Source organism: Actinomycetospora straminea (assembly GCF_028737255.1).
Classification (GTDB): Bacteria; Actinomycetota; Actinomycetes; order Mycobacteriales; family Pseudonocardiaceae; genus Actinomycetospora; species Actinomycetospora straminea.
On record NZ_JAQZAN010000015.1, the window covers coordinates 48,620 to 73,496 of the forward strand.

At 75.6% G+C, this 24,877-nt stretch carries 28 protein-coding genes; 10 read left to right on the plus strand and 18 right to left on the minus strand.

The features are described 5' to 3' along the window. Window positions 1-32: 32 nt before the first annotated feature. The 4 genes from PH190_RS19865 to PH190_RS19880 are packed head-to-tail and all read right to left on the minus strand — an operon-like array spanning window position 33 to window position 3,992. A complete protein-coding gene (locus PH190_RS19865) occupies window positions 33-299 on the minus strand; it encodes an acyl carrier protein (protein WP_274233260.1) in 267 nt (88 codons plus the stop codon). Then, the gene (locus tag PH190_RS19870; RefSeq protein WP_274233261.1) at window positions 296-1,879 is read right to left on the minus strand and encodes an amino acid adenylation domain-containing protein; all 1,584 of its coding nucleotides are present in this window, start codon (window positions 1,877-1,879) and stop codon (window positions 296-298) included. Before PH190_RS19870 ends, PH190_RS19865 begins: the two co-directional genes overlap by 4 nt. After that, window positions 1,876-2,886 (minus strand): LLM class flavin-dependent oxidoreductase, encoded by a 1,011-nt coding sequence (locus tag PH190_RS19875; RefSeq protein WP_274233262.1) that lies wholly within the window; start codon window positions 2,884-2,886, stop codon window positions 1,876-1,878. The genes PH190_RS19870 and PH190_RS19875 overlap by 4 nt, the downstream gene beginning before the upstream one ends. Continuing rightward, on the minus strand, window positions 2,883-3,992 hold the full coding sequence (locus PH190_RS19880) for a GNAT family N-acetyltransferase (RefSeq protein WP_274233263.1): 1,110 nt from the start codon (window positions 3,990-3,992) through the stop codon (window positions 2,883-2,885). The genes PH190_RS19875 and PH190_RS19880 overlap by 4 nt, the downstream gene beginning before the upstream one ends. 259 nt (window positions 3,993-4,251) lie before the next feature. Here PH190_RS19880 and PH190_RS19885 point away from each other — a divergent pair, with 259 nt between their 5' ends. Continuing rightward, window positions 4,252-5,913 (plus strand): ABC-ATPase domain-containing protein, encoded by a 1,662-nt coding sequence (locus tag PH190_RS19885; RefSeq protein ID WP_274233374.1) that lies wholly within the window; start codon window positions 4,252-4,254, stop codon window positions 5,911-5,913. A gap of 40 nt (window positions 5,914-5,953) precedes the next feature. Here the strand turns inward: PH190_RS19885 and PH190_RS19890 are convergent, their stop codons facing one another. Next, window positions 5,954-6,472, minus strand: coding sequence for a L,D-transpeptidase (locus PH190_RS19890; RefSeq protein ID WP_274233264.1), 519 nt, complete (start codon window positions 6,470-6,472; stop codon window positions 5,954-5,956). A 213-nt stretch (window positions 6,473-6,685) separates the two neighbouring features. Between PH190_RS19890 and ligD the strand changes: the two genes are divergently transcribed. Beyond that, window positions 6,686-7,675, plus strand: coding sequence for a non-homologous end-joining DNA ligase (gene ligD / locus PH190_RS19895; RefSeq protein WP_274233265.1), 990 nt, complete (start codon window positions 6,686-6,688; stop codon window positions 7,673-7,675). Window positions 7,676-7,710: 35 nt separating this feature from the next. Here the strand turns inward: ligD and PH190_RS19900 are convergent, their stop codons facing one another. Both PH190_RS19900 and PH190_RS19905 read right to left on the minus strand, forming a co-directional pair. Continuing rightward, window positions 7,711-8,481, minus strand: coding sequence for a putative protein N(5)-glutamine methyltransferase (locus PH190_RS19900; protein ID WP_274233266.1), 771 nt, complete (start codon window positions 8,479-8,481; stop codon window positions 7,711-7,713). Next, on the minus strand, window positions 8,478-9,350 hold the full coding sequence (locus tag PH190_RS19905; protein WP_274233267.1) for a beta-keto acid cleavage family enzyme: 873 nt from the start codon (window positions 9,348-9,350) through the stop codon (window positions 8,478-8,480). Before PH190_RS19905 ends, PH190_RS19900 begins: the two co-directional genes overlap by 4 nt. 51 nt (window positions 9,351-9,401) lie before the next feature. On the opposite strand from PH190_RS19905, the gene PH190_RS19910 reads away from it, so the two are divergent. The 4 genes from PH190_RS19910 (at window position 9,402) to PH190_RS19925 (ending at window position 12,222) form a co-directional block, all read left to right on the plus strand. Then, window positions 9,402-10,079 (plus strand): RraA family protein, encoded by a 678-nt coding sequence (locus PH190_RS19910; RefSeq protein ID WP_274233268.1) that lies wholly within the window; start codon window positions 9,402-9,404, stop codon window positions 10,077-10,079. Between the two features lie 43 nt (window positions 10,080-10,122). Continuing rightward, window positions 10,123-10,863 carry an SDR family oxidoreductase gene (locus tag PH190_RS19915; RefSeq protein ID WP_274233269.1) on the plus strand — a complete coding sequence of 247 codons (741 nt, stop codon included), beginning with the start codon at window positions 10,123-10,125 and terminating at the stop codon, window positions 10,861-10,863. A 62-nt stretch (window positions 10,864-10,925) separates the two neighbouring features. Then, a complete protein-coding gene (locus tag PH190_RS19920) occupies window positions 10,926-11,744 on the plus strand; it encodes an SGNH/GDSL hydrolase family protein (protein ID WP_274233270.1) in 819 nt (272 codons plus the stop codon). A 4-nt stretch (window positions 11,745-11,748) separates the two neighbouring features. Further along, a complete protein-coding gene (locus PH190_RS19925; RefSeq protein WP_337993831.1) occupies window positions 11,749-12,222 on the plus strand; it encodes a GNAT family N-acetyltransferase in 474 nt (157 codons plus the stop codon). 16 nt (window positions 12,223-12,238) lie between these two features. On the opposite strand, the gene PH190_RS19930 is transcribed toward PH190_RS19925, so the two are convergent. Genes PH190_RS19930 through PH190_RS19945 form a run of 4 tightly spaced genes read right to left on the minus strand, consistent with a single transcriptional unit; the run spans window position 12,239 to window position 15,783 of the window. Further along, window positions 12,239-12,667, minus strand: a complete 429-nt coding sequence (locus PH190_RS19930; RefSeq protein ID WP_274233271.1) for an SRPBCC family protein — start codon at window positions 12,665-12,667, stop codon at window positions 12,239-12,241. 58 nt (window positions 12,668-12,725) lie between these two features. Next, window positions 12,726-14,396 (minus strand): metallophosphoesterase family protein, encoded by a 1,671-nt coding sequence (locus PH190_RS19935; protein ID WP_274233272.1) that lies wholly within the window; start codon window positions 14,394-14,396, stop codon window positions 12,726-12,728. Window positions 14,397-14,419: 23 nt separating this feature from the next. Next, a complete protein-coding gene (bla, locus tag PH190_RS19940) occupies window positions 14,420-15,316 on the minus strand; it encodes a class A beta-lactamase (RefSeq protein WP_274233273.1) in 897 nt (298 codons plus the stop codon). After that, window positions 15,313-15,783: a pyridoxamine 5'-phosphate oxidase family protein gene (locus PH190_RS19945; protein WP_274233274.1), complete on the minus strand. Its 471-nt coding sequence runs from the start codon at window positions 15,781-15,783 to the stop codon at window positions 15,313-15,315. Before PH190_RS19945 ends, bla begins: the two co-directional genes overlap by 4 nt. 103 nt (window positions 15,784-15,886) lie before the next feature. On the opposite strand from PH190_RS19945, the gene PH190_RS19950 reads away from it, so the two are divergent. Both PH190_RS19950 and PH190_RS19955 read left to right on the plus strand, forming a co-directional pair. Next, window positions 15,887-16,435: an HdeD family acid-resistance protein gene (locus tag PH190_RS19950; protein ID WP_274233275.1), complete on the plus strand. Its 549-nt coding sequence runs from the start codon at window positions 15,887-15,889 to the stop codon at window positions 16,433-16,435. 7 nt (window positions 16,436-16,442) lie between these two features. Beyond that, the gene (locus tag PH190_RS19955; protein ID WP_274233276.1) at window positions 16,443-17,270 is read left to right on the plus strand and encodes a hypothetical protein; all 828 of its coding nucleotides are present in this window, start codon (window positions 16,443-16,445) and stop codon (window positions 17,268-17,270) included. Window positions 17,271-17,274: 4 nt separating this feature from the next. Here the strand turns inward: PH190_RS19955 and PH190_RS19960 are convergent, their stop codons facing one another. From PH190_RS19960 to PH190_RS19970, 3 genes are read right to left on the minus strand one after another with little or no spacing between them, the layout of a single operon-like run. Then, window positions 17,275-17,547 (minus strand): hypothetical protein, encoded by a 273-nt coding sequence (locus PH190_RS19960; RefSeq protein WP_274233277.1) that lies wholly within the window; start codon window positions 17,545-17,547, stop codon window positions 17,275-17,277. Further along, window positions 17,548-17,874, minus strand: coding sequence for a DUF6247 family protein (locus PH190_RS19965; protein ID WP_274233278.1), 327 nt, complete (start codon window positions 17,872-17,874; stop codon window positions 17,548-17,550). A 58-nt stretch (window positions 17,875-17,932) separates the two neighbouring features. After that, complete coding sequence (locus tag PH190_RS19970) at window positions 17,933-18,100, minus strand: hypothetical protein (RefSeq protein ID WP_274233279.1); 168 nt, start codon at window positions 18,098-18,100, stop codon at window positions 17,933-17,935. 160 nt (window positions 18,101-18,260) lie between these two features. Here PH190_RS19970 and PH190_RS19975 point away from each other — a divergent pair, with 160 nt between their 5' ends. Continuing rightward, on the plus strand, window positions 18,261-19,394 hold the full coding sequence (locus PH190_RS19975) for an alkaline phosphatase family protein (RefSeq protein WP_274233280.1): 1,134 nt from the start codon (window positions 18,261-18,263) through the stop codon (window positions 19,392-19,394). A gap of 34 nt (window positions 19,395-19,428) precedes the next feature. Here PH190_RS19975 and PH190_RS19980 read toward each other — a convergent pair whose 3' ends face one another. Then, the gene (locus tag PH190_RS19980) at window positions 19,429-20,751 is read right to left on the minus strand and encodes an aromatic ring-hydroxylating oxygenase subunit alpha (RefSeq protein ID WP_274233281.1); all 1,323 of its coding nucleotides are present in this window, start codon (window positions 20,749-20,751) and stop codon (window positions 19,429-19,431) included. After that, window positions 20,744-21,925: an N-methyl-L-tryptophan oxidase gene (solA, locus tag PH190_RS19985; protein WP_274233282.1), complete on the minus strand. Its 1,182-nt coding sequence runs from the start codon at window positions 21,923-21,925 to the stop codon at window positions 20,744-20,746. The genes PH190_RS19980 and solA overlap by 8 nt, the downstream gene beginning before the upstream one ends. A gap of 73 nt (window positions 21,926-21,998) precedes the next feature. On the opposite strand from solA, the gene PH190_RS19990 reads away from it, so the two are divergent. Next, window positions 21,999-22,922, plus strand: a complete 924-nt coding sequence (locus PH190_RS19990) for a LysR family transcriptional regulator (RefSeq protein WP_274233283.1) — start codon at window positions 21,999-22,001, stop codon at window positions 22,920-22,922. Between the two features lie 4 nt (window positions 22,923-22,926). Here PH190_RS19990 and PH190_RS19995 read toward each other — a convergent pair whose 3' ends face one another. Further along, on the minus strand, window positions 22,927-24,051 hold the full coding sequence (locus PH190_RS19995; RefSeq protein WP_274233284.1) for a mandelate racemase/muconate lactonizing enzyme family protein: 1,125 nt from the start codon (window positions 24,049-24,051) through the stop codon (window positions 22,927-22,929). Between the two features lie 22 nt (window positions 24,052-24,073). Beyond that, window positions 24,074-24,799 (minus strand): 2OG-Fe(II) oxygenase, encoded by a 726-nt coding sequence (locus PH190_RS20000; protein WP_274233285.1) that lies wholly within the window; start codon window positions 24,797-24,799, stop codon window positions 24,074-24,076. Window positions 24,800-24,877: the final 78 nt, after the last annotated feature.

Here is a 24,877-nt window from a genome sequence, read left to right on the forward strand (position 1 = left end):
GGCAGCCTACGAGCAGCGGCGGCGCGCGCCCGTCACCCCGTCACCCCCACCTCGGTGAGGTAGTCGGCCATCGCGTCGACGCTGCGGAACCGGTCGATGTCGAAGTCGTCGAGCGGCAGCCGCGTGCCGAACGCGTCCTCCATCCCGACGATCAGCGTCACCAGCGCCAGGGAGTCGAGCAGGCCCTCGGCCACCAGGTCGGTCCCGGGCGAGGGCACCTCGACGCCGAGCTGGTCGCGGACCAGGTCGGTCAGGCGCTCGACGAGGGCCCCGGCGGTGGCCTCCTCGGTCATGCTCATCGTCCTCCTGTCGCGGCCGTCGTCGCGGGAGCGGGCGCGAAGCGCTCCCGCAGCGCCGGCCGGTCGATCTTGCCGTTGACGTTGTGCGGCAGGTCCTCCATCTCGGCCCACCGCGCGGGCACCATGTACTTCGGCACCAGCTCGGTGAGCCGGCGCCGCACGTCGGTGGCGGGCAGCACGTGGCCCTCGGCCACCGAGTAGGCGCCGCAGATCGTCGTGCCCTCGAAGCCCCCGGTGTCGATGCCGACCACCGCGCACTCGCGGATGCCGGGCACGGTCGCGAGCGCGGCCTCGATCTCGCCGAGCTCGATGCGGTAGCCGCGGCTCTTGACCTGCGAGTCCACCCGCCCGAGGAAGTGGACGACGCCGGCGTCGTCGACCCGCGCGAGGTCGCCGGTGCGGTAGAGCCGCTCGCCGTCGGCGTCGGGGACGAACGCCGCGACCGTCTTCTCCGGGTCCCGCCAGTAGCCCGGCGAGAGCCCGGCCCCGCCGATCCACAGCTCGCCCACCTCGCCGGCCGGCACCGGGGCCATGTCCTCGTCGAGGACGCGCAGCTCCTCGCCGTCGCAGGCGCGGCCGATCGGGACCGGCACGGTCTCGTCGGGCGGCACCTCGGGCACGTCGAACCACGACGACGCGATGGTCGCCTCGGTCGGCCCGTAGAGGTTGGTGAACCGCACGTGCGGCAGGCGCCGCATCCAGTGCGCGAGCACCGGCGTCGGCAGCACCTCGCCGCACCACAGCAGCCGCTCGAGCGCCGGGAAGTCGTCCTGGGCCACGGCGTCGAAGCGCGCGAGGTAGGTCAGCACGCTGGGCACCGAGAACCACTGGGTCAGCGCCCGGTCACGGATGAACGCTGCCGTGCCGCGTGGGTCGATGCCCAGCGCGGCCGGCACGAGGTGCAGCTCGGCGCCCGCGGCGAGCGTCGCGTAGATGTCGAAGGTCGACAGGTCGAAGTGCAGCGGCGGGTGCCCGGAGACGCGGTCGCCGGGGCGGGTGCCGAAGTGGCGCAGCGCCCAGTCGACGAAGGCGAGGACGGTGTCGTGGGTGATCATCACGCCCTTGGGCACGCCCGTGGAGCCCGACGTGAACAGCAGGTGCGCGAGGTCGACGGGCGCGACGCCCGGGCTCGCGGTCGGCGCCAGGAACAGGTCCTCCCGGCCGAACGCGACGCCCTCCTGCTCATCGAGGGCCCCGACCAGGGGCGGCCTCCCGGGCAGCTCGGCGAGCACCTCGTCGAGCAGCGCGCGCGACGCCGCGTCGACGAGCACGATCTCGGGCTCGGCCGCGCCCACGATCCGCGCGACCCGCGACGCCGGCCCTGCGGGGTCGACGGGGACGTAGGCGCCGCCCGCGCGCAGGGTCCCGATCAGCGCGGCGATGGTCCACGGCGCCTTCTCCGCGAGCACCGCCACCCGCGCGCCCGGCGTCAGGCCGTGGCCGAGCACCACGTGCGCGACCCGGTTCACCGCCCCGTCGAGGTCGGCGTAGGTCATCGTCTCGTCGGCGCCGACCAGGGCGGGCCGGTCGGCGAACCGCTGCGCGGAGTCGGCGAGGAGGTCCTGCAGGTGCCGGCTCACGCCCGCACCGCCGCCCCGGCCCGGGCGAACACCTCGCCGGCGTGCCCGAGGTCCTCGGGTGCGGGCGGGATGTCCAGCACGAACACCTCCGTACCGCGCTCGAGGTAGCGGGCGACCTCGGCGGCGACCCGGTCGTGCGAGCCGACGAGGTAGGGGCAGAACGACTGGTAGTTCTCGAACGGGCCGAGCCAGTAGGGCTCGGGCTCGGCGTCGAGGTCCGCCCGGGGCGTGGTCTTCCCCGCGGCCGCGGTGAGCTCGTGGTGCCAGTGCGAGTCCGAGACGCGCATGGCCATCGCGTGCGCGACCTGGCCCTTGCGGTCGGCGGGGAAGCGCTCGTGGGCGACGCGCCAGGCCTCGTCGGCGTCGTCGCGGGCGATGATCCCCATGCGGACGCCGCCCCCCGAGGCGGTGTCGTCGGACGCGGTGCCCAGCGGCTCCGGGTAGCGGATCGGCGTCGCGCCGATCTCCGCCGCCGCGGCGCGCCCGGCGGGCGACGAGCCCGAGATCAGCACCTCGGGCATCAGCTCGGGCGGCAGGGCCGGGGCGAGCTTGAGGTTCTCCACGGTGTGCCACCGTCCCTGGCGGGTCACGGTCTCCCCGCGCAGCAGGGCGGTGAGGATCTGCGTGTACTCGACGGTGCGGGCGTAGCGGTCGTCGTGCTCGGTGGTGTCGCCGAGCGCGAGCAGGTCGTGGCGGAACCCCCCGGCCAGCATGTTCAGGTGCACCGCGCGCCCGTGCAGGTACGCGAGCGACGAGACCATGGACGCCGCGGTGTACGGGTGCATGTACACCGGCTGCACGGCGACGAGCGGGGCGAGGTGCTCGGTCGCGGCGATCGCCGTCTGGGCCACCAGCCACGGGTCGGCGATGCCGTTGTCGGTGTAGACGAGCATGCCCGCGCAGCCCGCCTCCTCGCTCCACCGCGCGGTCGCGGCGACCGCGTCGAGGTAGTCGGCGGCCGGCACGTCCTTGGACTGCGGGCACGTCGAGTAGACGGTCAGGCTCATGCGGGGTTCCCTCCTCGCCACAGCAGGTGTGGGGCCATCCACCACTCCCCGTCGAGGCGGGTGAGCAGTGCGTCGGACGACTCGAGGAGCCCCAGGAGCCCGTCGTCGTCGGCGTTGACCAGCGACCACGTCGCCGGACGGATCAGGCACCGGCGCCGCCGGACGGCGGCGACCAGCGACGGCTCGACCCGGCCCGCGACCGCCGCGGCGCCGTGCGCGTCGGCGTGGGCCAGGAGGTGGTCGAGCACGGGCCCGGGGTCGGGCCCCGTCGACGCGATCTGCTGGACCTGGGCGGTGCCGCCCACCGGCAGGAAGTACACGTACCAGCCCGCGACGCGGCCGGCGCCGGTGCGCACCAGGTGCGCGACGAGGCGGCCGCGGACGGGCGTGACCGCCTCCAGCTCGTCGAACAGCCACCGCAGGTAGCGCTCGTCGTAGTCGGGGAACAGTCGCCAGCGTCGCGGGGCCGTGCTCATCTGCTCGAGCAGGGCCTCGACCGTGAGGGGTTCGGCGGTCAGGTCCTCGGGAGGCGTGGCGCGCAGCCGTCCCCCGACGCGGGGCAGCCGCCGCAGCGGCCCGTCGCCGGCGGCGACGGCCCGGCCCGCGGGGCGCGGCAGCGCGCGTCCGCGCTCGCGGAGCAGGGCCGCGACGGCGCCGCCGGGACGCAGGATCCGCTGCCACTGGAACGACGCCGCCACCCGCACCCGCCCGCGCAGGGTGGTCCAGAGGTGGTGCATCGAGTCGGAGGCCCCGTCGGTGAGGGTCACCTCCTGCGGCCCGGCGAGGAAGGCGCGCGTGAGGAGGATGCCGGTGCCGGGGTGGTCCGGGTCGATCACCATCGGCCCGCCGCACGCGAGGCGCACCGGCCGGGAGTCGACGCGCAGCCGACGCGGGTTGACCGCCTGGAAGCCGATGAGGCGCCCGTCGCGGTCCTCGGCGACGAGGGAGGGGAGGTCGTCGTCGCGCCACGGGGCGTCGAAGGACTGGCGCTCCAGGAACGACACCAGCGCAGCCGGCGCCTCCGTGGTGCCGGAGCGCGACCTGCGCTCGAACAGGGCGGCCGCCGCGGGGACGTCGTCGCGACGCATCGGCCGGATCGTGGTCATGCGCCGCCGGTCTCCCTGGTGCTCTCGACGCTCACGCTCGCCCCCCGTCCCGCGCCGCCACGGCCTCGTGAGCGACGCGTTCGTCCGGATTCTCCTGCGGTGCCGGCCACTCGCCGCACCCGGGTGTCTCCGGACAGTCAACATCCGCCTTCCGTACAGAGAACGAATCGGACACCGAGGTGGTTCCGCGGTCGGGCCGAGGCCGCGCGGGCACCGACCCATCGGGCGACGGGCGTGAGGTGCCGGCCGCGTGGGCACCATGCCGACCATGGCTCCCCGCGACGACCTCGCCGCGTCCCTGCGTTCCCTCGACGGTGCGAGCTACGGGCGCTACAAGTCGCTGACCGGCGCCTGGCGGGTGGCCGGCGTCGAGCTCGAGGTGCTCCGCGTCCAGGCCGACCCGTTCGCGCCGCCGAGCCGGGTGCGGCTCACCGTCACCGACGCCGGGCTGCCCGCCGACCTGTACGCCACCCCGGATCGGCGCCGCGCGCTCGCGTCCTCCCTGCTGCGCGGGCTGCGCCGGGCGCTGCGCGGCACCCCGGTCACCGTCGACGCCGGGGGGCCCGAGGTGCTCGACCGCAGCGCCGGCACCGTCCGCGACGACGGTGTCGTGGTGCTCGAGGTCGGGGTGCCGTTCCCGGGCCCGAAGCGGCGCATCCTCGGGCGCGAGGCCGCGACGCTGCTCGGCGACACGCTCCCGGCCGCGGTGCGGGAGGCGGTGCACGGCGCCGACCACGCGGCGGCGCGGCGGTTCGTCGAGACCGTCGAGGACGCCGTGGCCCTGCGGGGCGCGCTCGCCGACCGCGGGCTCGTCGCGTTCGTGGCCGACGGCGCGGTGCTGCCGCGGCGCAGCGGCGTCGACGACCGGCCGATGGAGGACGCGACCCCGTTCGCCGGCCCGGACGCGCTGCGCGTGACGCTGACCGCGCCGAACGCCGGCGAGGTGAGCGGGCTCGGGGTGCCCGAGGGCGTCACGCTGATCGTCGGCGGCGGCTACCACGGCAAGTCGACGCTGCTGCGCGCGATCGAGGCGGGCGTCTACGACCACGTGCCCGGCGACGGCCGCGAGCAGGTCGTCACGCGGCCCGACGCGGTGAAGCTGCGCGCCGAGGACGGGCGCGCGGTGGTCCACGACGACGTGTCCGCGTTCGTCGCGCACCTGCCCTCCGGCGAGCCCACCGACGACTTCTCCACCACCAACGCCTCGGGCTCGACGAGCCAGGCGGCGTCGACGGTCGAGGCGGTGGAGGCGGGCGCGGACGTCCTGCTCATCGACGAGGACACGTCGGCGACGAACATGATGATCCGCGACGCCCGGATGCAGCAGCTGATCGCGACCGAGCCGCTCGTGCCGTTCGTGGAGCGGGTGCGGCCGCTGCACGCCGAGCACGGGGTGTCGACCGTGCTGGTGATGGGCGGGTCGGGCGACTACCTCGGCGTCGCCGACACCGTGGTGATGATGGACGCCTACCGCGCCTCGGACGTCACCGCGCGCGCCCACGAGATCGCCGCGGCCGGCCCGTCGCGCGCGGTGGAGCACACCGGCTTCCCGGCGGTGAGCCCGCGCGTCGTCGACCCCTCGTCGCTCGACCCGACGGCGCGGGGCAAGCGGAGGGTCAGCGCGCGGGGCCGCGACCGGCTGACCTTCGGCGAGGACGACATCGACCTCACCGCCGTGGAGCAGATCACCGACCGGTCCCAGGTGGCGGGCATCGGGCGGGCGCTGGCGCTGCTCGGGGACGGTGTCCTCGACGGCACGATCACGCTGTCCGAGGGGCTGGACCTGCTCGATGCCGAGCTCGACCGGCGGGGCCTGGACGCCCTGCTCGACGGCCGGTCGGAGGACATCGCCCGTCCCCGACGCCACGAGGTCGCCGCGGCCCTCAACCGCCTGCGCTCGCTGCGGCTCAAGCGCATGTGAGTAGTTGTCACGGCTATAGGCGTGACAACTGCTCACATGGCTACGGGAGGATCTGGACCTTGTCGTAGACCTCGAGGCCGTTGAAGAAGGCCTGGGCGTCGGGGTCGGCCATGCGGACGCAGCCGGCCGACTGGCGCGAGGGGTCGCCGCCGTGGAAGGCGCGGCCGTTGTCGTCGAAGAACACCGACCAGGGCATGCGCGCGCCGTCGTACTCCTTGGAGAGGTGGACCTCCTCCTTGCGCTGCACGGCGAACATGCCGGTCGGGGTCTCCTTGCCGGGCGCCCCGTGGTTCATCGGCACCGGGCCGCGCAGCACGGTGCCGGCGCCGTCGGTCAGCCACGCCTCGTTCGTCGACAGGCGGGCGCAGGCCTTCACCGCCGCCTCGCAGGGCGAGACCGCCGCGGGCGTCGCCGGAGCGGCCATCGCCACCGCGCCGACACCACCCAGGCCCGCGATCGCGACCAGCCCGAGGCCGATCGCGGCGGCCCGCTGACCGACCCGACGCCGCGCGCGCCGGGCGCCGTCACGCGCCCCGTCCATCCAGGTGTGCCGACCCACCGTGCTCCTCCCGACGGTCTGCGCCGCTGCCCGCGGCGCCTCCCCTTCAACGGCACGCCGGGGGCCACGGACGAGTGGTCTGTCCGGGTGGTCTCCCGCTGCGCTCCGTGGCCCAACGTTGGCTGCCGGGCGGGGACTCTCTCATCCGACGATCACCGCGCCGGGCCCCCGGGGTGGCTTGCCGGGCCCGCCCGGGCGCAGGAAGGTGACGCGGTGGCGCGAACCGGATCCGGCGGGCGGGACGAGGGTGAGGAGCGCGACGGCGTCGCCCTGACGAACCTGGACCAGGAGCTGTTCGCCGGCGCCGGGGTGACCAAGCGGGAGCTCGTGGACTACCTCGACGCCGTGGCGCCGCGGCTGCTGCCGGCGCTGGCCGGGCGCCCGCTCTCGGTGGTGCGCGCGCTGCGCGGGCAGAAGCCGTTCATGCAGAAGAACGTCCCGAAGTACGCGCCGGAGTGGGTACGCACGGTGTCGTTCTGGGCCGAGTCGTCGCACCGCGAGGTCGCCTACGCGCTCTGCGACGACCGGCGCACCCTGCTGTGGTTCGCCAACCAGCGCGCGATCGAGTACCACCCGACCCTCGTCCGCGCGGCGTCGATGGCGACGCCGGAGCACCTCGTGCTCGACCTCGACCCGCCCGAGGACGCGGGCTTCGACGCCGTCGTGGCCGCGGCGCACCTGGTGCGGCGGGCGCTCGACGACGCGGGCCTCGTCGGCGTCGTGAAGACGACCGGCGCGAAGGGCGTGCACATCCTCGTCCCGCTCGCGCCCGGCCCGACCCATGAGGACGTCGCCGGCGCCACCCGCGCGCTCGCCGCGCGCACCGAGCGCCTCGACCCCGCCATCGCCACCACGGCGTTCATCCGCGCCGACCGCGGCGGGAAGGTGTTCGTCGACCCCACCCGCGCGGGCGGGTCCACCGTCGTCGCGGTCCACAGCCCGCGCGTGCGGCCCGGGCTGCCCGTGTCGTTCCCGGTGTCGTGGGACGAGCTCGACACCGTGGTGCCGTCGGAGATCACCGTGCGGACCGCGCCCGACCGCCCCGACCCCTGGGCCGACCCCGGCGCCCGCCCGGCGCCCCAGGAGCTGCCCGAGGACCTCGTCGCCGAGGGCCGCACCATCCCCGTCGCCCGCGTCCAGGCCATGCACGAGGGCAAGCGGCGCAAGCGCGCGGCGGCGAAGGCCGAGGAGGACGGCGACTAGTCAGCGACGTGCCCCTCTCGGCGTGCGTACGTCGATCACTCGGCAGATCCCTCAGCAGATCCCTCGGGCCGGGTGCCGACGACGACGGTCGCGTCGCGCTCCTCGTCGTGCGCCACGTCGACGGCGACGAACCCCGCCCCGGCCAGCGCCGCCCGCGCCAGCTCGCCCTGGTGCTCCGCGCACTCGACGAGCAGCCGCCCGCCCGCGCGCAGCCACGCCGGCGCCTGCCCCGCGAGCCGGCGCACGACGTCGATCCCGTCGCCGCCGCCGTCGAGGGCCACCCGCGGCTCGTGCTCGCGCGCCTCCGGCGGCATGGCGGCGACGGCGTCGCTCGGTACATACGGGGTGCTCGCGACGACGACGTCGACGCGCCCGGCGAGCTCCGCGGGCAGGGCCGCGAGCAGGTCGCCGGCGTGCGCGCCCGCGGCGCCGGGGAGGTTCGTGCGCGCGCAGGCGACCGCGGCGGGGTCGACGTCGGCAGCGTGGAGCACGAGGTCCGGGCGCGCGGCGAGCAGCGCGGCCCCGAGGGCGCCGGTGCCGCAGCAGACGTCGACGACGGTCGCGCCCGCCCCGGTCACCGCCAGCGCCCGCTCGACGAGGAACTCGCTACGGTGCCGCGGCACGAACACCCCGGGCGCCACCGCGACCCGGTGCCCCGCGAACTCCGCCCAGCCCAGCACCTGCTCCAGCGGCTCGCCGGCCACGCGCCGGGCGACGAGGTCCTCCGGTGCACCGGCCAACAGCGCCGCCTCCTCCTCGGCGAACACGCACCCCGCCGCGCGGAGGCGGGCCACCAGCGAGCTCACAGTCCGAGGATCCCGCGGGTCTCCGCGATCGTCGCGGGCCGGCGCCCCAGGTCGGCGAGCAGCGCCACGATCTCGTCGACGAGCTCGGTGTTGGTCGGCGTGGACGGGCCGGCGTAGTCCTCGAGCCCCACCCGCACGTGCCCCCCGCGCGCCACCGCCGTCTCGGCCAGCCCGCACGCGACGACGTCGCCGCCCAGCACCGCCACCGACCACGGCAGCCCGCTGGGCTCGAGCATCTCGAGGTAGGCCTCGAGCGCGGTGGTCGTCGGCGGCAGACCGAACTCCAGCTCGCCGCCGAAGTACAGCTTGACGATGGCGCCCGGCGGCACGCGGCCGTGGCGGTAGAGGGTCAGCGTCACCCGCAGGAAGCTCGGGTCGAAGATCGAGATCGACGGGCCGGTGCCGTGCGCGGCACAGCGGGCGAACATGTGCTCGGTGTCGGCCAGGCTGTTCTGGTACGGGCCCGGGGCGGCGGCCGCGGCGATCGCGCCGTCGCTGGTCAGACCCAGGTTCACCGACCCGGGGTCGACCAGCGAGAGCCCGCCGAGCCCGCGGCGGGCGAGCTCCTCGTGGTGCGCCCACCGCGTCTCGATGGGGATGCCGCGGGCGCCGGCGGCCATCGTCGCGTAGAGCAGCAGGTCCGGGTACTGCGCGAGCACCGGCGTCCACGCCTCGAGGTAGGGCTCGACGGGGTGCACGCCGTCGGGCACGAACATGGCCTCGTGGTGGTCGTGCGCGATGCTCGCCCCGCGGTCGACGCAGGCGAGCATCTCGTCCGCGACCTCGGCGGGGGTCAGCGGCACGTGCGGGTTCACCGAGCGCGGCGTCGCGCCGTTGACGGCGACCTCGAGGATCACGGGAGCGGTCACCGGAGAGAGGATCGTCGCCCGGACCCGGCCGCGTCGAGCATGATGCCGACCGTGGATCCCCTGACCCCCGACGAGCTCGGCCGGGTGCGCTCGCTCGCGACGTCGTCGCTGTGCGACGCCGACAAGACGTTCGCCCTGCCCGACCCCGCGATCCGGGCGATGGTGCCCGACGTCCGCATGGCCGGGCCCGCGGTCACCGTCGTCGCCCCCGACGACCACCTCCCGGTGCTGGCCGCGGCCGGCGAGGCCCCGGTGGGCTCGGTGCTGGTGGTGGTCAACCCGCGGGGGACGCGGGCGGTGGCCGGCGAGCTGATCGCGTCCGAGGCGCGCCGTCGGGGCCTGGCCGGCATGGTCATCGACGGGTACTGCCGGGACGTCGCCGGGCTGCGGCGGATCGGGCTGCCCGTGTTCGCCCGGGGCACGACGCCGGCGTCGGGCAGCGCGCGCGACCCGCGCGGTCGGGACGAGGGACCGGTCGCGCTCGGCGGGGTGCCCGTGCGCCCCGGGGACCTGGTGCTGGGCGACGACGACGGGCTCGCCATCGCCACCCCCGACCAGGTGCGCGCGGCGCTCGCGGGCGCCGAGGAGGTCGAGCGCGCCGAGGCCGCCGTGCTCGCCGGCATGGCGGAGGGCCGCGGAGGTCGGAGCCTCGCCGACCACACGAACCTCGCCGACCACCGCGCCGCCCGCGCGGCCGGGCAGGACTCGTGGCTGCGGTTCCTCGTCTGATGGGCCGCTGTCCGATGGCGCCCTGTCCGGTGACGGCCGCCTGATGCCCGTCCTGCTCGTCACCGGCGGCAGCCGCGGCATCGGCGCCGCCGTCGTCGCCCGCGGCGCGGCCGCCGGCTGGGACGTGTGCCTGACCTACCGCAGCGACGCCGGCGCCGCCGAGGACGTCGCCGCCCGCGCCCGCGAGCAGGGCGTCGAGGCGCGCGCGGTCCGTGCGGACGTGGGGGTGGAGGCCGAGGTCGAGGCCGCCTTCGCCGCGGCGGACGCGATGGGCCCGCTCGGCGCGGTGGTCGCCAACGCCGGGGTGGTGGTGCCGAAGTCGCGCGTCGACGCCGTGTCGGCCGCGCGCGTCGCGGACATGCTCGCGGTCAACGTCGTCGGCGCCGTCGTCACGTGCCGCGAGGCGGTGCGGCGCCTGTCGACCGTGCACGGCGGCCCGGGCGGGTCGATCGTGCTGGTCGGGTCGGTCGCGTCGCGGCTGGGGTCGCCGGGGGAGTACGTCGACTACGCGGCGTCGAAGGCCGCCGTCGACGCGCTCGGTCTCGGGCTGGCGAAGGAGGTCGCCGACGAGGGCGTGCGCGTCAACGTCGTGCGGCCCGGGCTCATCGACACCGAGCTCCACGCCTCGGGCGGGCAGCCCGACCGGGTGGCGCGCATCGGCCCCACCGTGCCGGTCGGGCGGCCGGGCACGGCCGACGAGGTGGCCGCCGCCATCGCGTGGCTGCTCTCCGACGAGGCCTCGTACTGCACCGGGAGCGTGGTCGATGTCGCGGGCGGCCGCTGACCCCGGCACGGCGGGAGGGTCCTCGATCACGGCGTCGGCCCCGGGGAGCACAATCCGGGGACGTGGAGGGGACGCCGGGGATCGCGCTCGACGCGGTGGGCCACCGGGGCGGACGCCGCTCGTGGCGGCGCTTCGTCGCGCTGGGCGACAGCTTCACCGAGGGGGTCGGCGACCCCGACCCGGCGACCGGACGGGAACGCGGCTGGGCCGACCGCCTCGCTGGCGCGCTGGCCCGCGCGGACCCGGACGTCCGCTACGCCAACCTCGCCGTCCGCGGCCTGCTGCTCGACAGGGTCGTCGCCACCCAGGTCCCCGAGGCCGTGCGGATGGCCCCCGACCTCGTCAGCCTCTGCGCGGCCGGCAACGACCTGCTGCGCCCGGCCGCCGATCCGGCCGCGCTGGCCGAGCGGTTCGAGGGCGCCGTGGCGACGCTGCGGGCCACCGGCGCCGACGTGCTCGTGTTCACCGGCTTCGACACCCGCGAGAGCCCACTGCTCAACCTCGTCGGCCGGCGGCTCGCCGCGATGAACGACCACATCCGCGAGATCGCGCACCGGCAGGGCGCGCACCTCGTCGACCTGTGGGTGATGCCGCCGCTGGCCGACCCGCGCGCCCGCACCGGCGACCGCCTGCACCTCGACCCCGCCGGGCACGCCCGGGTCGCCGCGCGGGCCTGCGAGGTGCTCGGGCTGCCGACCGACGTCGACTGGCACGCGCCCTGGCCACCCGCCGCGCGCACCGGCTGGGGGCACCGTCGCGCCGAGGACGCGCGGTGGGCCCGCGACCACCTGTGGCCGTGGGTGCAGCGCCGCGCGCAGGGCCGCAGCACCGGCGACGATCGCCGCCCGAAGCGCCCGGACCTCGCCCCCGTCATCCCGTGACCCGGTGAGCGGCATCGCGATCGTCGTCGACGACCTGTCCGGCCCCGAGGTCGCGGCGCTGCTCGCCGAGCACCTCGAGGAGATGCGGGCCGTGACGCCCGTGGAGAGCAAGCACGCGCTCGACCTCGACGGCCTGCGCCGCCCCGACGTCACGTTCTGGACCGCGTGGGACGACAGCAACGACACGGTGCTGCTCGGCTGCGGGGCGCTGCGCGAGCTCGACCCGACCCACGGCGAGATCAAGTCGATGCGCACGACGACGGCGTACCAGGGGATCGGGGTGGGGTCGGCGCTGGTCCGGCACATCATCGCCGAGGCGCGCCGGCGCGGGTACCGGCGGCTGAGCCTGGAGACGGGGTCGTCGGAGCACTTCGCGCCCGCCCGGCGGCTCTACGCCCGCCACGGGTTCGTGCCCTGCCCGCCGTTCGGCGACTACCCCGAGGACCACCACAGCGCGCACCTCACGCTGGTGCTGTGATCAGGGAGCGCGGACCTCAGCGCGCCGCCGACCGCCGCTCCGACTCCGCCGCGAGCCCGGCGATCTCGGTGTCGACGTAGCGGCGGGTCATCGGCCCGAGCAGGGACGCGACCACGCCCAGCGCGCCCGTCTGGCGGATGCCCAGCGTGATGCGGCTGCGGCCCGGCCCCAGCGGCTCGACGGTGTGCCACGCGGCGCTGTCCAGGCCGGGCGCGGGCGAGGCCCAGGTGTACGAGCGGCCCGGCTCGAGCTCGGTGACCTCCCACGTCGCCGGCGGCAGCCGCGGCTGCTCGATCCGCACCCGCGCCCCCACCCGCAGCGCGTCCCCGTCGAGGCGGACCCGGCGCATCGTCGACGTCCACGTAGGCATGCGTTCCACATCGGCCATCACCGCCCACACCGTGTCCGCCCCGGCGTCGACGTCGCGAGAGACGTTGTACTCCACGGGGTCGTCCTACCGCGCGGACGCCGGCGGCGGGAGTGGTGTTCGCGCACGGCCGACGTCAGGGCCGCAGCTCGACCTCCTCGACGAGGTGCGCCGAGATCGGCGTGGTCGGCGTCCACCGCGACGCGTCACCGGGCGACCAGGTCCAGTCGCGCGGGACCCGGTCCACCCCGAGGACGAAGATCGTCAGGGTGCCGTCGGGCGCGATGCGCATCCGCAGGAAGCCCTTGTGGTCCTCGATGCTCTGCGCGGCGAAGAGCTCGTTGCGGTTGGCCCACCGGCCGACGACCAGCAGGAACAGCGCCAGGACGAGGCTCGACGCGAGCCCGGCGACACCGACGACCACCAGGATCTCGGCCCCGCCGACGAGCACCGACCCCAGCCCGGCGCGCCCCGGGGCCAGCGCCTCGTGGGCCCACGTCGCCAGCGCCGCGACCCCCCCGGCGAGCCCGACCTGGGCGACCGCGAGCACGGCCCGCAGCGGGACCGCGCCCCACCACCGCTTCCGGTTCGGCGCCACGAACGCCGCCGACACCGCGCCCACCACGATCGCCCCGAGCACGGCCAGCACCCACAGCCCGAGCACCGCGGGCACGACGACCAGCGCCTGGAGCGCCCCCAGGACCGCGAACAGCGACCCGTTGCGCGCCGGCAGCCGCGTGAGCACCCGCGCGGCCTCGGTCCGCGAGGTCGGGGCGGTCGGGAAGGTGGCGTCGGCGCGGACGTAGGTGTGCTCGCGGTCGGACCGTTCCGGGCCCGGGTCGGCGAGGTCGGCGGTGACGTGCAGCTCGTCGGGGAGGAAGTGCGTGGGCGAGGTGTAGGCGCCGCCGTGGCCCGCGGTGACGAGGACCTGGTCCGGGCCGACCGAGCCCTCGGGGCGCACCAGCGTGTAGCGGGCGTAGTGGTGGGTGTCGCCGGTGAGGACGAGGCGCACCCGCAGGTCCCGCCGCTCGCCGAGGACGTCGCGCAGGAAGAAGGCGAGGCGGTCCATGGCCTCGTCGTCGCCGTCGAGCGCGCCGTACCAGGCCGGGGTGGCGGTGAGCAGGACGATCCGCGAGCCGTGGGGGATCCGCGCGACGACGTCGCGGAACCACTCGAGCTGCGTGGCGTCGATGTAGGTGTCGAGCTGGATGTCCATCGCCAGCACCCACCAGTCGTGCGGCAGCGCCAGCGCGAAGTAGGAGCGGCGCTGGGCGGTGTGCCACCCGGCGAGGTCGCGGCCCTGGGCGAACACCCGCAGGAACGCGGTCAGGCCGTCGTACCAGTCGTGGTTGCCGGGGATGGCGTGGACGGCCGGCTGCTCCCGCTCGGGATCGACGACGAACTGCGCGTCCAGCGGGCCCTCGAGGCGCTCCTCGTAGGCCTTGGTGCCCGCCACGGGGTACACCTCGTCGCCGCCGAGCAGCAGGACCCGCCCGCGCGGGAGCCGCTGCCCGTCGACGGTGACGCCCGTGGCGCCGAGCAGGGTCGCGATCGTGGCCATGGCGGGGAAGCCGTCGCCGGTGTCGGACAGGAAGTCGACCCAGAAGTCCCCGGCGGCGCCGTCGCCGGCGGTGTCGTACCGGACCACGTCCTGCGCGAACGTCGTGCCGGCCATGACGTCGCGCTTGTCGGCGTAGGCCGCGGCGACGCTGCCGAGCGCGACGGTCAGGCCCGTGCGCACCAGCTCGGTGGGCGAGAGCCAGCGCACCGCGTCGTGGCGTACCGGCTCGTCGGTCCGACCCCCCATGGTCGGCACCGTAGTGCCCGACGTCAGAGGGCGGCGGCGGCGAGCCGGGTGGCCTCCGCGATCGTCGGGCGGCCGTTCGTGCTCGCCGGGTCGGCGGGGCTGGTGAGGACGGTGACGACCCACGGCGCCCGGCCGGGCGGCCACACCACGGCGACGTCGTTGTTCTCGCCCTGCGCGCCCGAGCCGGTCTTGTCCCCGACGCGCCAGTCGCGGGGCAGCCCCGCGCGGATCTGCTCGGTGCCGGTGACGGCGCCGACCATCCAGCCGGTGAGCAGGTCGCGCCGGGCGGGGTCGAGCGCGTCGCCGAGGACCAGCGCCTGCAGGTCATCGGCCATCGCGGCGGCGGTGGTGGTGTCGCGCTCGTCGCCCGGCGCGGTCTCGTTGAGCTCGGGCTCGGGACGGTCGGCGCGCGTGACGGGGTCGCCGAGCGTGCGCACGAACGCCGTCGTCGCCGCGGGGCCGCCGACCAGGGCGGTGAGGAGGTTCGCGGCGGTGTTGTCGCTGACGACGATCGCGGCCTCGCACAGGGCCGCCACCGTCATGCCGCCCTCGACGTTCCGCGACGTGGTCGGCGCGTACTCGAGCAGGTCGGCACGGGTGTAGCGGATCGTGCGCTCGAGCAGGCCGGGCTCGGTGAGACGCCGCCGCAGCACCGCGGCGACGACGAGGACCTTGACCGTCGAGGCCATCAGTGCCCGCTCGTCGGCGCGGTGGCGGACCTCGCGGCCGGTGCCGGTGTCGCGGGCGACGAGCGCGATCCGGCGTCCGGAGCGGCGTTCGAGCTCGGCGAGGGCGGCGGCCGGGTCCGGAGGAGCGGGTCCCGGGGGAGGGGCCGGCGCGGCCGGGCGGCCCGCGCACCCCGCCAGCACCGCCGCGAGCCCCCCGACCAGCACCGTGCGGCGCGAGGCGCGGATGATCACCCGCCGGAGGGTAGTGAGGCGTACTCGAGGCCGGCGGAGGTGCTGCGCCACGCGACGAGCCGGTCGAGAGTGACGACGATCGGCAGCGAGAACGTCATCAGCCAGGCGTCGAGCGGCTGCTCGCCGAGCACCGGGCCGTACTTGCGCCCGAAGGCGTCGAGGGCGCGCTCCACGCGGCCGAACTGGGTCAGCACGGCGTGCCCGGAGCCGGTGACGACGTCGGTGCCCTCCTCGGCGGTGTCCAGCGCGACGCTCACCGCGTCGTGGGCGCGCAGGTGGCCGATCTTGGCCGTGTCCGGGCGGCTGAAGATGGTGATCGTCGGGTCGTCCCAGGTGAACCACACCGGGACCGTGTGCGGCCGCCCGCCCGGACCGACGGTGCCCAGCCAGACGACCGGCGCGCCCGTCAGCCGCTCGCCTGCGTGGGCCTCCACGGGCACGGAGGGGTCGAGCAGGCGGGCGCTCACACGAACAGCGCACCAGACGGGTCAAGCGCGCCCCCTCGACAGGAGCCGCGCCCGGGCGATTCGATGTGCTCCTGATCAACGGTGTGTCGGGAGGGGACGTGCGATGACCAGCGCGACGAGTGGGCCCGGCGTGCGCCGGGCTTCGAGCGGGTGGGGCTGGATCCTGGCGTCCGGGATCCTGGGGATCCTCGTCGGGATCATCGCGCTCTTCTTCCCGGGGCTGGCGATCCTCGGCGCGGCCTTCGCGCTCGGGCTGGGCCTGATCGTCCAGGGCGCGCTCGAGATCGGTGTGGCCTGGCGCGCCGAGACCGGCTCGACGGGACGCGGCTGGCTCGCGGCGTTCGGCGTGCTCGCGCTCGTCGCGGGCATCCTCGTGCTCTTCCAGCCCGGTGGCGGCATCCTCGTGCTGGCCTGGGGCCTGATCCTCTGGTTCGTCATCGCCGGCGTGCACGACCTGCTCGTCGGCTTCTCCCAGCGCGACCACCGCGTGTGGAACCTCGCCCTCGGTGCCCTCAGCATCGTCGTCGCGTTCATCCTGCTGGTCTCGCCGGCCACCGCGGTCGGCCTCATCGCGATCATGGTCGCCCTGGGCTTCCTGTTCCGCGGCGCCATGGACATCGGCCTGGCCCTGAGCATGCGCCGCTCCGCATAGTGGAGGCATGGACGTCGGTCAGGACGCTGCGCAGGTCGTGGGACGCCGCTACGGCGAGCACCTGACCGACCGCGACCTCCTCGCCCTCGCCGGCGGCGAGCCCGACCGCGTCGCGCCGCTGCGCCGGCGCCCCGAGCTCGTGCTGGAGCTGCTCGACCGTCCCGACGTCGCCGACGCCGTGCTCGCCGCCCGCCGGGACGACGACGGGCGCTTCCACCACGTGTCGCCGTTCCTCGTGTTCGCGGCGGCCGTGCACCGGACGTCGCGCGCGCTGGTCGGGCGCCTGCACGCCCCGGACCGGACGGCGCCGCGCACCCGTGTGCCGATCTTCGACGGGCCCCAGCTCGCGGCCTTCGCCACCGACCCCGCGCACCGCCTCCACCTCGCCGAGCTGCTCGCCTCCTACGCGCGGCTGACCTCCGGTGTCGTGTGGCGGCGCGACGAGCGCGGGCGGCACCGCCAGCGGTGGGACGAGCTGGACCTGCCCGCCCTGGCCGTGCTGCTCGAGTCGGTGCCGGCCGACGAGCAGCCCGGGGTGTGGCGACGCATCGGCGACGGGGCCCTGTTCCTCGCCGGGGTCTTCCCCGAGTACGCCGAGCGGACCTTCGGCGGCACGGGGCTCGTGCGTCTGACGCGCCTGGGCGCCTCGCGCGAGGGTCCGGTGACCGAGCTGCTCGAACAGCTCGCGGGCCGGGCCTACGCGCGGGTGGGGGACGCGGTGCCGCCGGGCGTCGCCGAGTCACCCCACCACGCGCGCCGGTTCCTCGCCCTCGTCGCCGAGCGCCACCTGTTCCCGTCCTCGGGGTCCGGGGGCCTGCTGTCGGCGGGACGCTGAGCGCTCACCGCTCGGGGAACCACAGCAGGTTCACCAAGGAGACCCGCCGCTCGGCCTCGAGCACCACGAAGGTCACGAACCCGTAGCCGTCGGACGAGGCGAATGCCAGGAAGCGGTACTGACCGCCGGGGTTCGCCTCGTTCATCGGCGCGCTGGTCCACGGCTCGATCGACAATCCCTCGAGCAAGCCCTCGACCGAGGCGCGCACCCCGTCGGGCAACTCCGCGAGCTCCCGGTCGAACTCGTCGCGGGCCAGCGGCTCGAGCTCGTAGGGCACCTACGCGCCGGCCTTGTTCCGCGTGACCTCCAGCGGCTCGTCCTCCGGGCTCGGCTCGCCCGTGATCAGTTCCGCGGCGCGGCGCAGATCGCGGCGGTACTCCTCCGGACGCGACTGCATGGCGGCGACGCCACGCCACTGCTCGAGCGTCGCGTCCAGGGCGGTGAGGTCGAGGCTCTGCCGGGCTCGGCGCAGCTCGCGCTCGTATGAGGCCAGGAACCGGTCGCGGTCGGCCGGGAGCAGCGCCGCAGCGATGGCGGCGGGCTGGGCTCCGGGCGCGAGCGAGCGCGGGTCGTGGCCCGAGTCGGCATGCTGCGTCGCGCTCATGCACCGACCGTAGCGCGGTGGTCGGACCTCGGGGTGCCGATCGCCGCCGTCGGGCGGCTCAGTCCTCCGGCGACCGCCGCGGGGCGGGCACCTGCGGGGCCGGGGGCGCCGGGTGGGCCGGCCCGGCCCAGCGGCACGCGAGGACGTCCCAGAAGCAGGTGCGGTCGTGGACGTGCGGCGGCTGGGGCACGGTCGTCACCGGTCGGGTCGGGGCCTCGACGGTCATGGCGGTCTCCTCTCGTCACCCGGCGTATTGACGGTGACAGTGGGTGCTCGGCACGGCCATACGTATCACTCGAACGGCCGTACCTATTCCGGTCGCCGTGCCCGCACCGTCACGCGACGTCCACGTACCGCGTCCGGCGGCCCTCGGCGAGAATGCGTCCGTGGAGGCCGCCGAGCTCGTCCCGCCCGATCCCGATCGCCCCGGCCTGCACGATGTGGTGCCGGCCCTCCTGGCGGCCGTGACGCCGGGCGGGGCGCCGGCCCTCGGCCTGCCCCCGGTGCGGGCGGCCGCGCTGCTGCTCGTCGACGGGCTGGGTCACCGGCTGCTGCACAAGCACGCGGCCGACGCGCCGTTCCTCGCCGCGATGGCCGAGCACGGGCCGCTGACCGTCGGCTTCCCGAGCAGCACGTCGACCAGCGTCACCTCGCTCGGCACCGGCCTGCCGCCGGGCACCCACGGGACGCTCGGCATCCGGGTGCGCGTCGACGGCACGCTCCTCGACACCCTGACCTGGACCGGGGACGGCCGCGACGCCCGCGAGCTCCTCGTCCCCGAGGCCGTGCAGCCGCGCCCCACCGTCTTCGAGCAGGCCGTCGCGCGCGGCGTCGGCGCGACCGTCGTCTCCGACCGTGCCTTCCGCGAGTCCGGCCTGACCCGCTCGGCGCTGCGGGGCGCGCAGTATCGCGGGGTGGGCGCGTTCGGCGACCTCGCCGCCGAGCTCCTCGACGCCCTCGGTCGCCCCGGGCCGCAGCTCGTCTACGCCTACCACGCCGACCTCGACCAGCTCGGCCACCTGCGCGGACCCGGCTCGACGGCCTGGCGCTGGCAGCTGCGCCAGATCGACCGGCTCGTCGCCCAGCTCGTCGAGGAGCTCCCCGCCGGCAGCCTGCTCGCCGTCACCGGCGACCACGGGATGGTGACGATCGACCGCCGCCACGACGCGGAGAACGACCCCGACCTGGTCGCCGGCGTCGCGCTCGTCGGCGGCGACCCCCGCGCCCGCTTCGTCTACGCGCGGTCCGGTGCGGCCGCCGACGTCCTCGCCTCCTGGCGCGGGGTGCTCGGCGACGACGCGTGGGTGGTCGACGGCGACGAGGCGATCGCGCGCGGCTGGTTCGGCCCGGTCGACGAGGCCGTGCGCGACCGCGTGCCCGACGTCGTCGCCGCCCTGCGGGGCACCGCGGCCGTGGTCTGCCCGACCGCCGAGCCCCTGCTCTCGCGCCTGCCCGGCCAGCACGGCTCGCTGTCCGCCGACGAGCTCGTGGTCCCGCTGCTCGCCGCGGCCCGCACCTGACGTCAGGTCGGCCGCGGCTCGCTCGACGTGGCCGTCACGGGTCGGGGAACATCCGCGTCATGGACTCGCCGGGGTCCAGGTCGTCGCCCGCGGGGACACGGTCGATCCCGACCATCCGGTCGATGACCATGTTCTGGAAGCGGTGCAGTGGCTCCTCGAAGCGGAAGCACATCCGCCCGCCGCGGTAGGCCGGGTTCGCCAGCCCCTCCTGCACGCGCTCGACGATCTCGAGGTCCTGGCGGTTGACGAGGTCCCAGAACTTCGCGAGCTGCTCCACGCCCTCGGCCGCGGTGTCGTCCCCGCCCGCCCCGCCCAGCGACTCGGGGTGGGCCAGCAGGACCGCGGTCTCGACGGTGCGGTCCGGCGCGACGGGCCGGTTGAACAGCACGAACGCGTGGTTGGGCAGGACGACGAGCGCGGTGCCGGGGAAGAGCCAGACGAAGCGCCCGCTGTCGGCGTCCTGCGGACCGAGGAACGGCAGCGCCGCGAGCCCGTCCCAGCCACCGGCGTCGGTGTTGCGCGACACGGGCGTCGTGCACATGCCCGTGTACATGCCGGGGCCCTGCCAGCGGTAGTGGTCGGAGAACCTGGAGACCTGGTTGAGCTCCGGGTGGACCCAGGGCAGGTGGTAGTACTCCATGAAGTTCTCGCCGATGAGCTTGTAGTTGGCGGCGACGTCGTAGGTGAGCGTCCGCTGCGTCACCCACTCGTCGAGGCGGTGGTCGGCGAAGCGCTCGGGCAGGTCCCCGAGCTGGGTCACCAGCGGTGCCGGGTCCGGCGAGAGGTTGACGAACAGGAACAGGCCCCAGCTGTCGACCGCGACCTCGAGCAGGCCGTAGTCGGCGCGGTCGAAGCCCGTGGCCACCGACGTGTCGAAGATCGGCTCCTGACCGGCGGGGACGTCCGAGCCCTCGAACAGTGGCGTCCCGAGGCACGTGCCGTCGGTGTCGTAGGTCCACGAGTGGTACGGGCAGCGGATGCGCCCGCGCTTGCCGACCTCGCGGGCGTCGCCGTCGAGCAGCTTCGTCGCGCGGTGGCGGCAGACGTTGTGGAAGGCGCGCAGCTCGCCGTGGCGGTTGCGGGTCACGAAGACCGACCGGCCGGCGACCTCGACGACGATGCAGGCGCCGGGCTCCGTGACGTCGCTGGTGATGCCCACGGCCACCCAGGACGTCGCGAACAGGCGCTGCTGCTCGAGGGCGAAGAACTCCGGTGACGTGTACGCGTCGGGCAGCAGCGTCGAGGCGAGCTCGACGGGCAGCCGCGTGGGGGCGTACGTGCTCTCCGCGGTGAACAGGGCCGGGTCGACGGGCCGCGCCGGGAGCGCGGCGTACGGGTCGGTGCGCGTCTCAGACATGGAAGCTCCGCGGGAAGCTCGGGTCGGTCAGGGCCGGGCGGGTGATCGAGAAGGCGTCGATCGGGTGCGAGGGCTCGTGGCCGAGCGCGAGGTCCGCGAGCAGGCGCCCGATGAGCGCGGCGAACTTGAACGCGTGACCGGCGCCGTTGGCGACCGTGATCTGCGGGTGCTCGGGCAGCGTGTCGAGGATGAAGTGCTGGTCCGGCGGCACGGTGTACAGGCAGGTCTTCGAGTAGAGCTCGGGGCCGCCGAAGCGCGGGACGTGGCGCGCGACGAAGTCGGCGTAGCGCTCGCGCCGGACGGGGTCGGGCTCGAAGGTGCGGGTGTCGGCGGTGGTCTCGTCGCCGCCCATGTGCTGGCCGAGCTTGGTCGCGACCTCGCCGTAGACCGGGAAGCCGTAGAAGTTGTGCCGGCCGTGCCACATGAAGACCGGGAAGCGCGACGGCGCGAACTCCGCGAGGTGCGGCGTGGCGTAGTAGGTGACCTGCTCGCGCAGGACCGTCAGCGGCAGCGTCGTGCCGGTCTCGGCCAGGACCTGGTTGGTCCACGCGTCGCTCGCGACGACCACGCGGTCGGCCCGGAAGGTGTCGGTGTCGGTGACGACCGCGACGCCCTCGCCGTCGGGGCGCAGGGCCCGCACGGGCGTGCTCGTGCGGACCTCCGCGCCGTGGGCCCGGGCCAGGGCGATGTGCACGGCGTTGGCCCGCGCGGCGTCGACGATGCCCGAGTCGGGCTGGTAGAGGGCCGCCACGCCCTCGTGGGCGCGGAACTGCGGCCAGCGGGCGACCAGCTCGTCGGCGTCGAGGCGCTCGTAGGCGACGCCGTGGCGGTCGAACATCGCGGTGTAGCCCTCGATGTTGCGGGTGCCGGTCGCGGTGCCGCGGCGCTCGTCCCGGTCCTCGATGACGAGCCCGCCGGTGGGGGTGACGATCTGCTGGCAGGCCTCCGCCTCGACCTCGTACCAGGCCTTGTAGGCCGGCGCCGCCAGCGCGGCGTACGCCTCCTGGTGCTGGGCGAGCCGGATGATCCGGGAGTGGTCCTGGGACGCGCCGCGGTGGTGTCCGAGCTCGAACTGCTCGATCCCGAGCACGCCGGGACCGAGCTCCGCGGCGAGCCGGTGGAGGGCCGCGGAGCCGAGCCCGCCGAGGCCGACGACGATCGCGCGGTAGGTCATGTCAGGAGTGTCGGCGCCGGATTCCGTCCGCGTCCATCGCAACGTCGTACCTCTGATCTTGTACGTTGTGTACATGATCGACCGGCGGTTGCGGGTGCTCGCGGCCATCGCCCGGCACGGCACGGTCACCGCCGCCGCGGAGGTCTGCCGGCTGACGCCGTCGGCGGTCTCGCACCAGATGCAGGCCCTCGCGCGCGAGCTCGACGTGGCGCTGCTCGAGCCGGTCGGGCGCGGGGTGCGCCTGACGCCGGCCGCCCGCACGTTGCTCGAGCACGGCGAGACGCTCACCGCCCAGTGGGAGCAGGCGCGCGCCGACCTCGCCGCCCACCGGGCCGGCGCCGTCGGCGGGACGCTGCGCTTCGCGGCGTTCTCCTCGGCCGCCGCGGTGGTGGTGCCCCGCGCCCTCGAGCACCTGCGCGACGAGCACCCGCAGCTGCGCGTGCACCTGCGCGAGAGCGAGCCCGCCCGGTCGTTCGACCTGCTCGCCGCCGACGAGGCCGACGTCGCCGTGGTCGTCGCGACCCCGAGCATCCCGCCGACGTCCGACACCGCCTTCGACCAGCACGCCCTCTACGACGAGCCGCTCGACATCCTCGTCGGCCCCGAGCACCCGCTGGTCGGCCGCCGCCGTGTCGCGCTGAGCGACCTCGCCGGCGACGCGTGGATCTGCGGCAACCCCGGGCGGGCGTACCACCAGCTCGTGACGCTCGCGTGCGCGGCGGCCGGGTTCGCGCCCGACATCGCGCACCTCGCCGACGAGTGGGACACCGGCGCGGCCCTGGTGGCCCGGGGCTTCGGCGTCGCGCTCGTCCCGCGCCTCGCCGACCTCCCCGCGCACCACGACACGCGCCGCATCCCGATCACGACCGACCCGGTGCCGACCCGCCGCGTCGTCGCCGCCGTGCGCGCCGGGAGCCGCGACCAGCCGACCATCGCGGCGGGCCTCGACGCCCTGCGCCACGTCACCGAGACGGGGCTGCCCGCCCTCGGACGGTAGGGCGTCAGTCGCTCCAGACCGCCACCGGCTCGCCGAGCACCTCCTCGTCGACGTTCGCGCCCAGGCCCGGCGACGACCCGGGCAGGACACCGTCGTCGGTGACGACCGTGTCGAGCGTCGCGACCCGCGTCGTCACCATGTCCTCGCTGTTCAGGACCCCGCGCAGCAGGCGCGGGGGCACCGTGGCGCCGAGGTGGAGGATCGCGGCGTAGGACAGGGACGAGCCGACGGTGTCCTGCACGCTCACGGTCAGCCCGGCCGCGCGGGCGAGGTCGCGGTGCCGCCGCCCGGGCGTCAGCCCGCCGGCCTTGGAGATCTTCAGGTTGATCCCGTCGGCGACGTCGCCACCGGCGAGGAACGCGACGTCGGCGTCGGACGCGGCGAGCTCGTCGACGACGATCGGGTACGGGCAACGGCGGCGCAGCGAGGCGGTCTCGCGCCACGACGCGCACGGGGCCTCGAGCGCGAGGTCGAGCCCGGGCGGCAGCAGCGCGATCAGGCGCAGCGCGGTCTCGGTCAGCAGCCCGCCGTTGGCGTCGACGAGGAAGGTCTCGCCGGGGCGGCGGTCGGCGAGGCTCGCGGTGATCCGCTCGGCGTCGAGCCCCGGGCCGCCCTCGGCGTCGAGCGCGCCGATCTTCACCGAGTGCGCCCGGTAGCCACGGGCGCGGTGCTCGGCGACCTGCGCGCGCATCTCCTCCGGGTCGCCCGCGCCGATCGAGGACGTCGGCGCCATGGGCACGCCGGTCGAGCCGCCGAGCAGGTCGGCGACCGGGAGCCCGACCGACCGGCCGAACGCGTCCCAGCAGGCGACGTCGAGCGCGGTGCGGGCGTCGGCGTGGCCGGCGAGGGTGCGGTCCATGACGTCCCCGACCCGCTCGACGCGCCGGGGGTCGGCGCCGAGGAGCTCCGGAGCCAGCAGGGCGATCCCGGCGCGCGTGCCGGCGGGGTGCGCGGCGACGTACGTCGACCCGAACGGCGTGCTCTCGCCCCACCCCTCGGTGCCGTCGTCACAGGTCAGGCGCACGATCGCGGCACGGAACGACCGGTAGGTGCGGCCGCCGGAGAGGCGGTAGACCCCGTGCGCGTAGGGCAGCTCGACGTCGTACAGCGCGATCCGCGTGATCCTCACGCACCAGCCGTACACGACGCGTCTAGCGCGCGTCGTGGAAGATGATCCCGAGGACGTGGCGGCGGCCGGTGTGCACCGCCGAGACGCCGTGGCGCATCTGCACGCGGTGGACCCCGCGGGCGCCCCGGTGCGGGCGGTACCGCACCGGGAAGACGACCGCCTCACCGAGCCCCGGCCGGGCGACCACGGGGCGCGACTGCTGGCGCGGCCGCTGCTCGACGAACACGCTCTCGCCGCCGGTGAAGTCGACGTCCGGCGTGCTCAGCATGATCAGTACCTGCAGCGGGAAGGTCAGGTCGCCGTAGACGTCCTGGTGCAGGCGGTTGTGGTCGCCGGGCCCGTAGCGCAGCACCAGCGGCGTCGGCCGGTGCTGCCCGACGGCGGCGCAGCGGGCGAGGAGCTCGTCGTGCTCGGTGGGGAAGCCGTCCTCGCCGAGCGCCTCGGCCCACCGGTTGGCCACGGCGGCGAGACCGGGGTAGAGGCGGGTCCGCAGCTCCTGGACCAGCGGCGGCAGCGGGTCGGCGAAGTAGCGGTAGCGGCCCGCGCCGAACGACAGCCGCGCCATGTCGACCGTCGAGCGGAACACCTCGTCGCGGTCGAACAGGTCGACCACCTCGGCGCACTGCTCGGGGTCGAGCAGCCGCCCGGGCATCGCGATCCCGTCGCGGTCCAGGGCCTCGCCGATCGCGTCCGCGTCGAGGCGGTCCAGCGCGGGCAGGGCGGGGTGGTCGGTCGTCGTGGGCGCCATGACCGGAGGAACACCACCCGCCCCGCCCGTGTGGCAGCGGTCGGCGGAGCGCTCGTGGTGCGGCGGTCGACGTGGTCT

Excerpts from the sequence above, each read along its gene's own strand:
- PH190_RS19865 (WP_274233260.1), bottom strand. The coding sequence starts at position 299 with ATGAGCATGACCGAGGAGGCCACCGCCGGGGCCCTCGTCGAGCGCCTG.
- PH190_RS19875 (WP_274233262.1), bottom strand. The coding sequence starts at position 2,886 with ATGAGCCTGACCGTCTACTCGACGTGCCCGCAGTCCAAGGACGTGCCG.
- PH190_RS19880 (WP_274233263.1), bottom strand. The coding sequence starts at position 3,992 with ATGACCACGATCCGGCCGATGCGTCGCGACGACGTCCCCGCGGCGGCC.
- PH190_RS19885 (WP_274233374.1), top strand. The coding sequence starts at position 4,252 with ATGCCGACCATGGCTCCCCGCGACGACCTCGCCGCGTCCCTGCGTTCC.
- PH190_RS19915 (WP_274233269.1), top strand. The coding sequence starts at position 10,123 with ATGCCCGTCCTGCTCGTCACCGGCGGCAGCCGCGGCATCGGCGCCGCC.
- PH190_RS19935 (WP_274233272.1), bottom strand. The coding sequence starts at position 14,396 with ATGGGGGGTCGGACCGACGAGCCGGTACGCCACGACGCGGTGCGCTGG.
- PH190_RS19950 (WP_274233275.1), top strand. The coding sequence starts at position 15,887 with ATGACCAGCGCGACGAGTGGGCCCGGCGTGCGCCGGGCTTCGAGCGGG.
- PH190_RS19955 (WP_274233276.1), top strand. The coding sequence starts at position 16,443 with ATGGACGTCGGTCAGGACGCTGCGCAGGTCGTGGGACGCCGCTACGGC.
- PH190_RS19965 (WP_274233278.1), bottom strand. The coding sequence starts at position 17,874 with ATGAGCGCGACGCAGCATGCCGACTCGGGCCACGACCCGCGCTCGCTC.
- PH190_RS19970 (WP_274233279.1), bottom strand. The coding sequence starts at position 18,100 with ATGACCGTCGAGGCCCCGACCCGACCGGTGACGACCGTGCCCCAGCCG.
- PH190_RS19980 (WP_274233281.1), bottom strand. The coding sequence starts at position 20,751 with ATGTCTGAGACGCGCACCGACCCGTACGCCGCGCTCCCGGCGCGGCCC.
- solA (WP_274233282.1), bottom strand. The coding sequence starts at position 21,925 with ATGACCTACCGCGCGATCGTCGTCGGCCTCGGCGGGCTCGGCTCCGCG.
- PH190_RS19990 (WP_274233283.1), top strand. The coding sequence starts at position 21,999 with ATGATCGACCGGCGGTTGCGGGTGCTCGCGGCCATCGCCCGGCACGGC.
- PH190_RS20000 (WP_274233285.1), bottom strand. The coding sequence starts at position 24,799 with ATGGCGCCCACGACGACCGACCACCCCGCCCTGCCCGCGCTGGACCGC.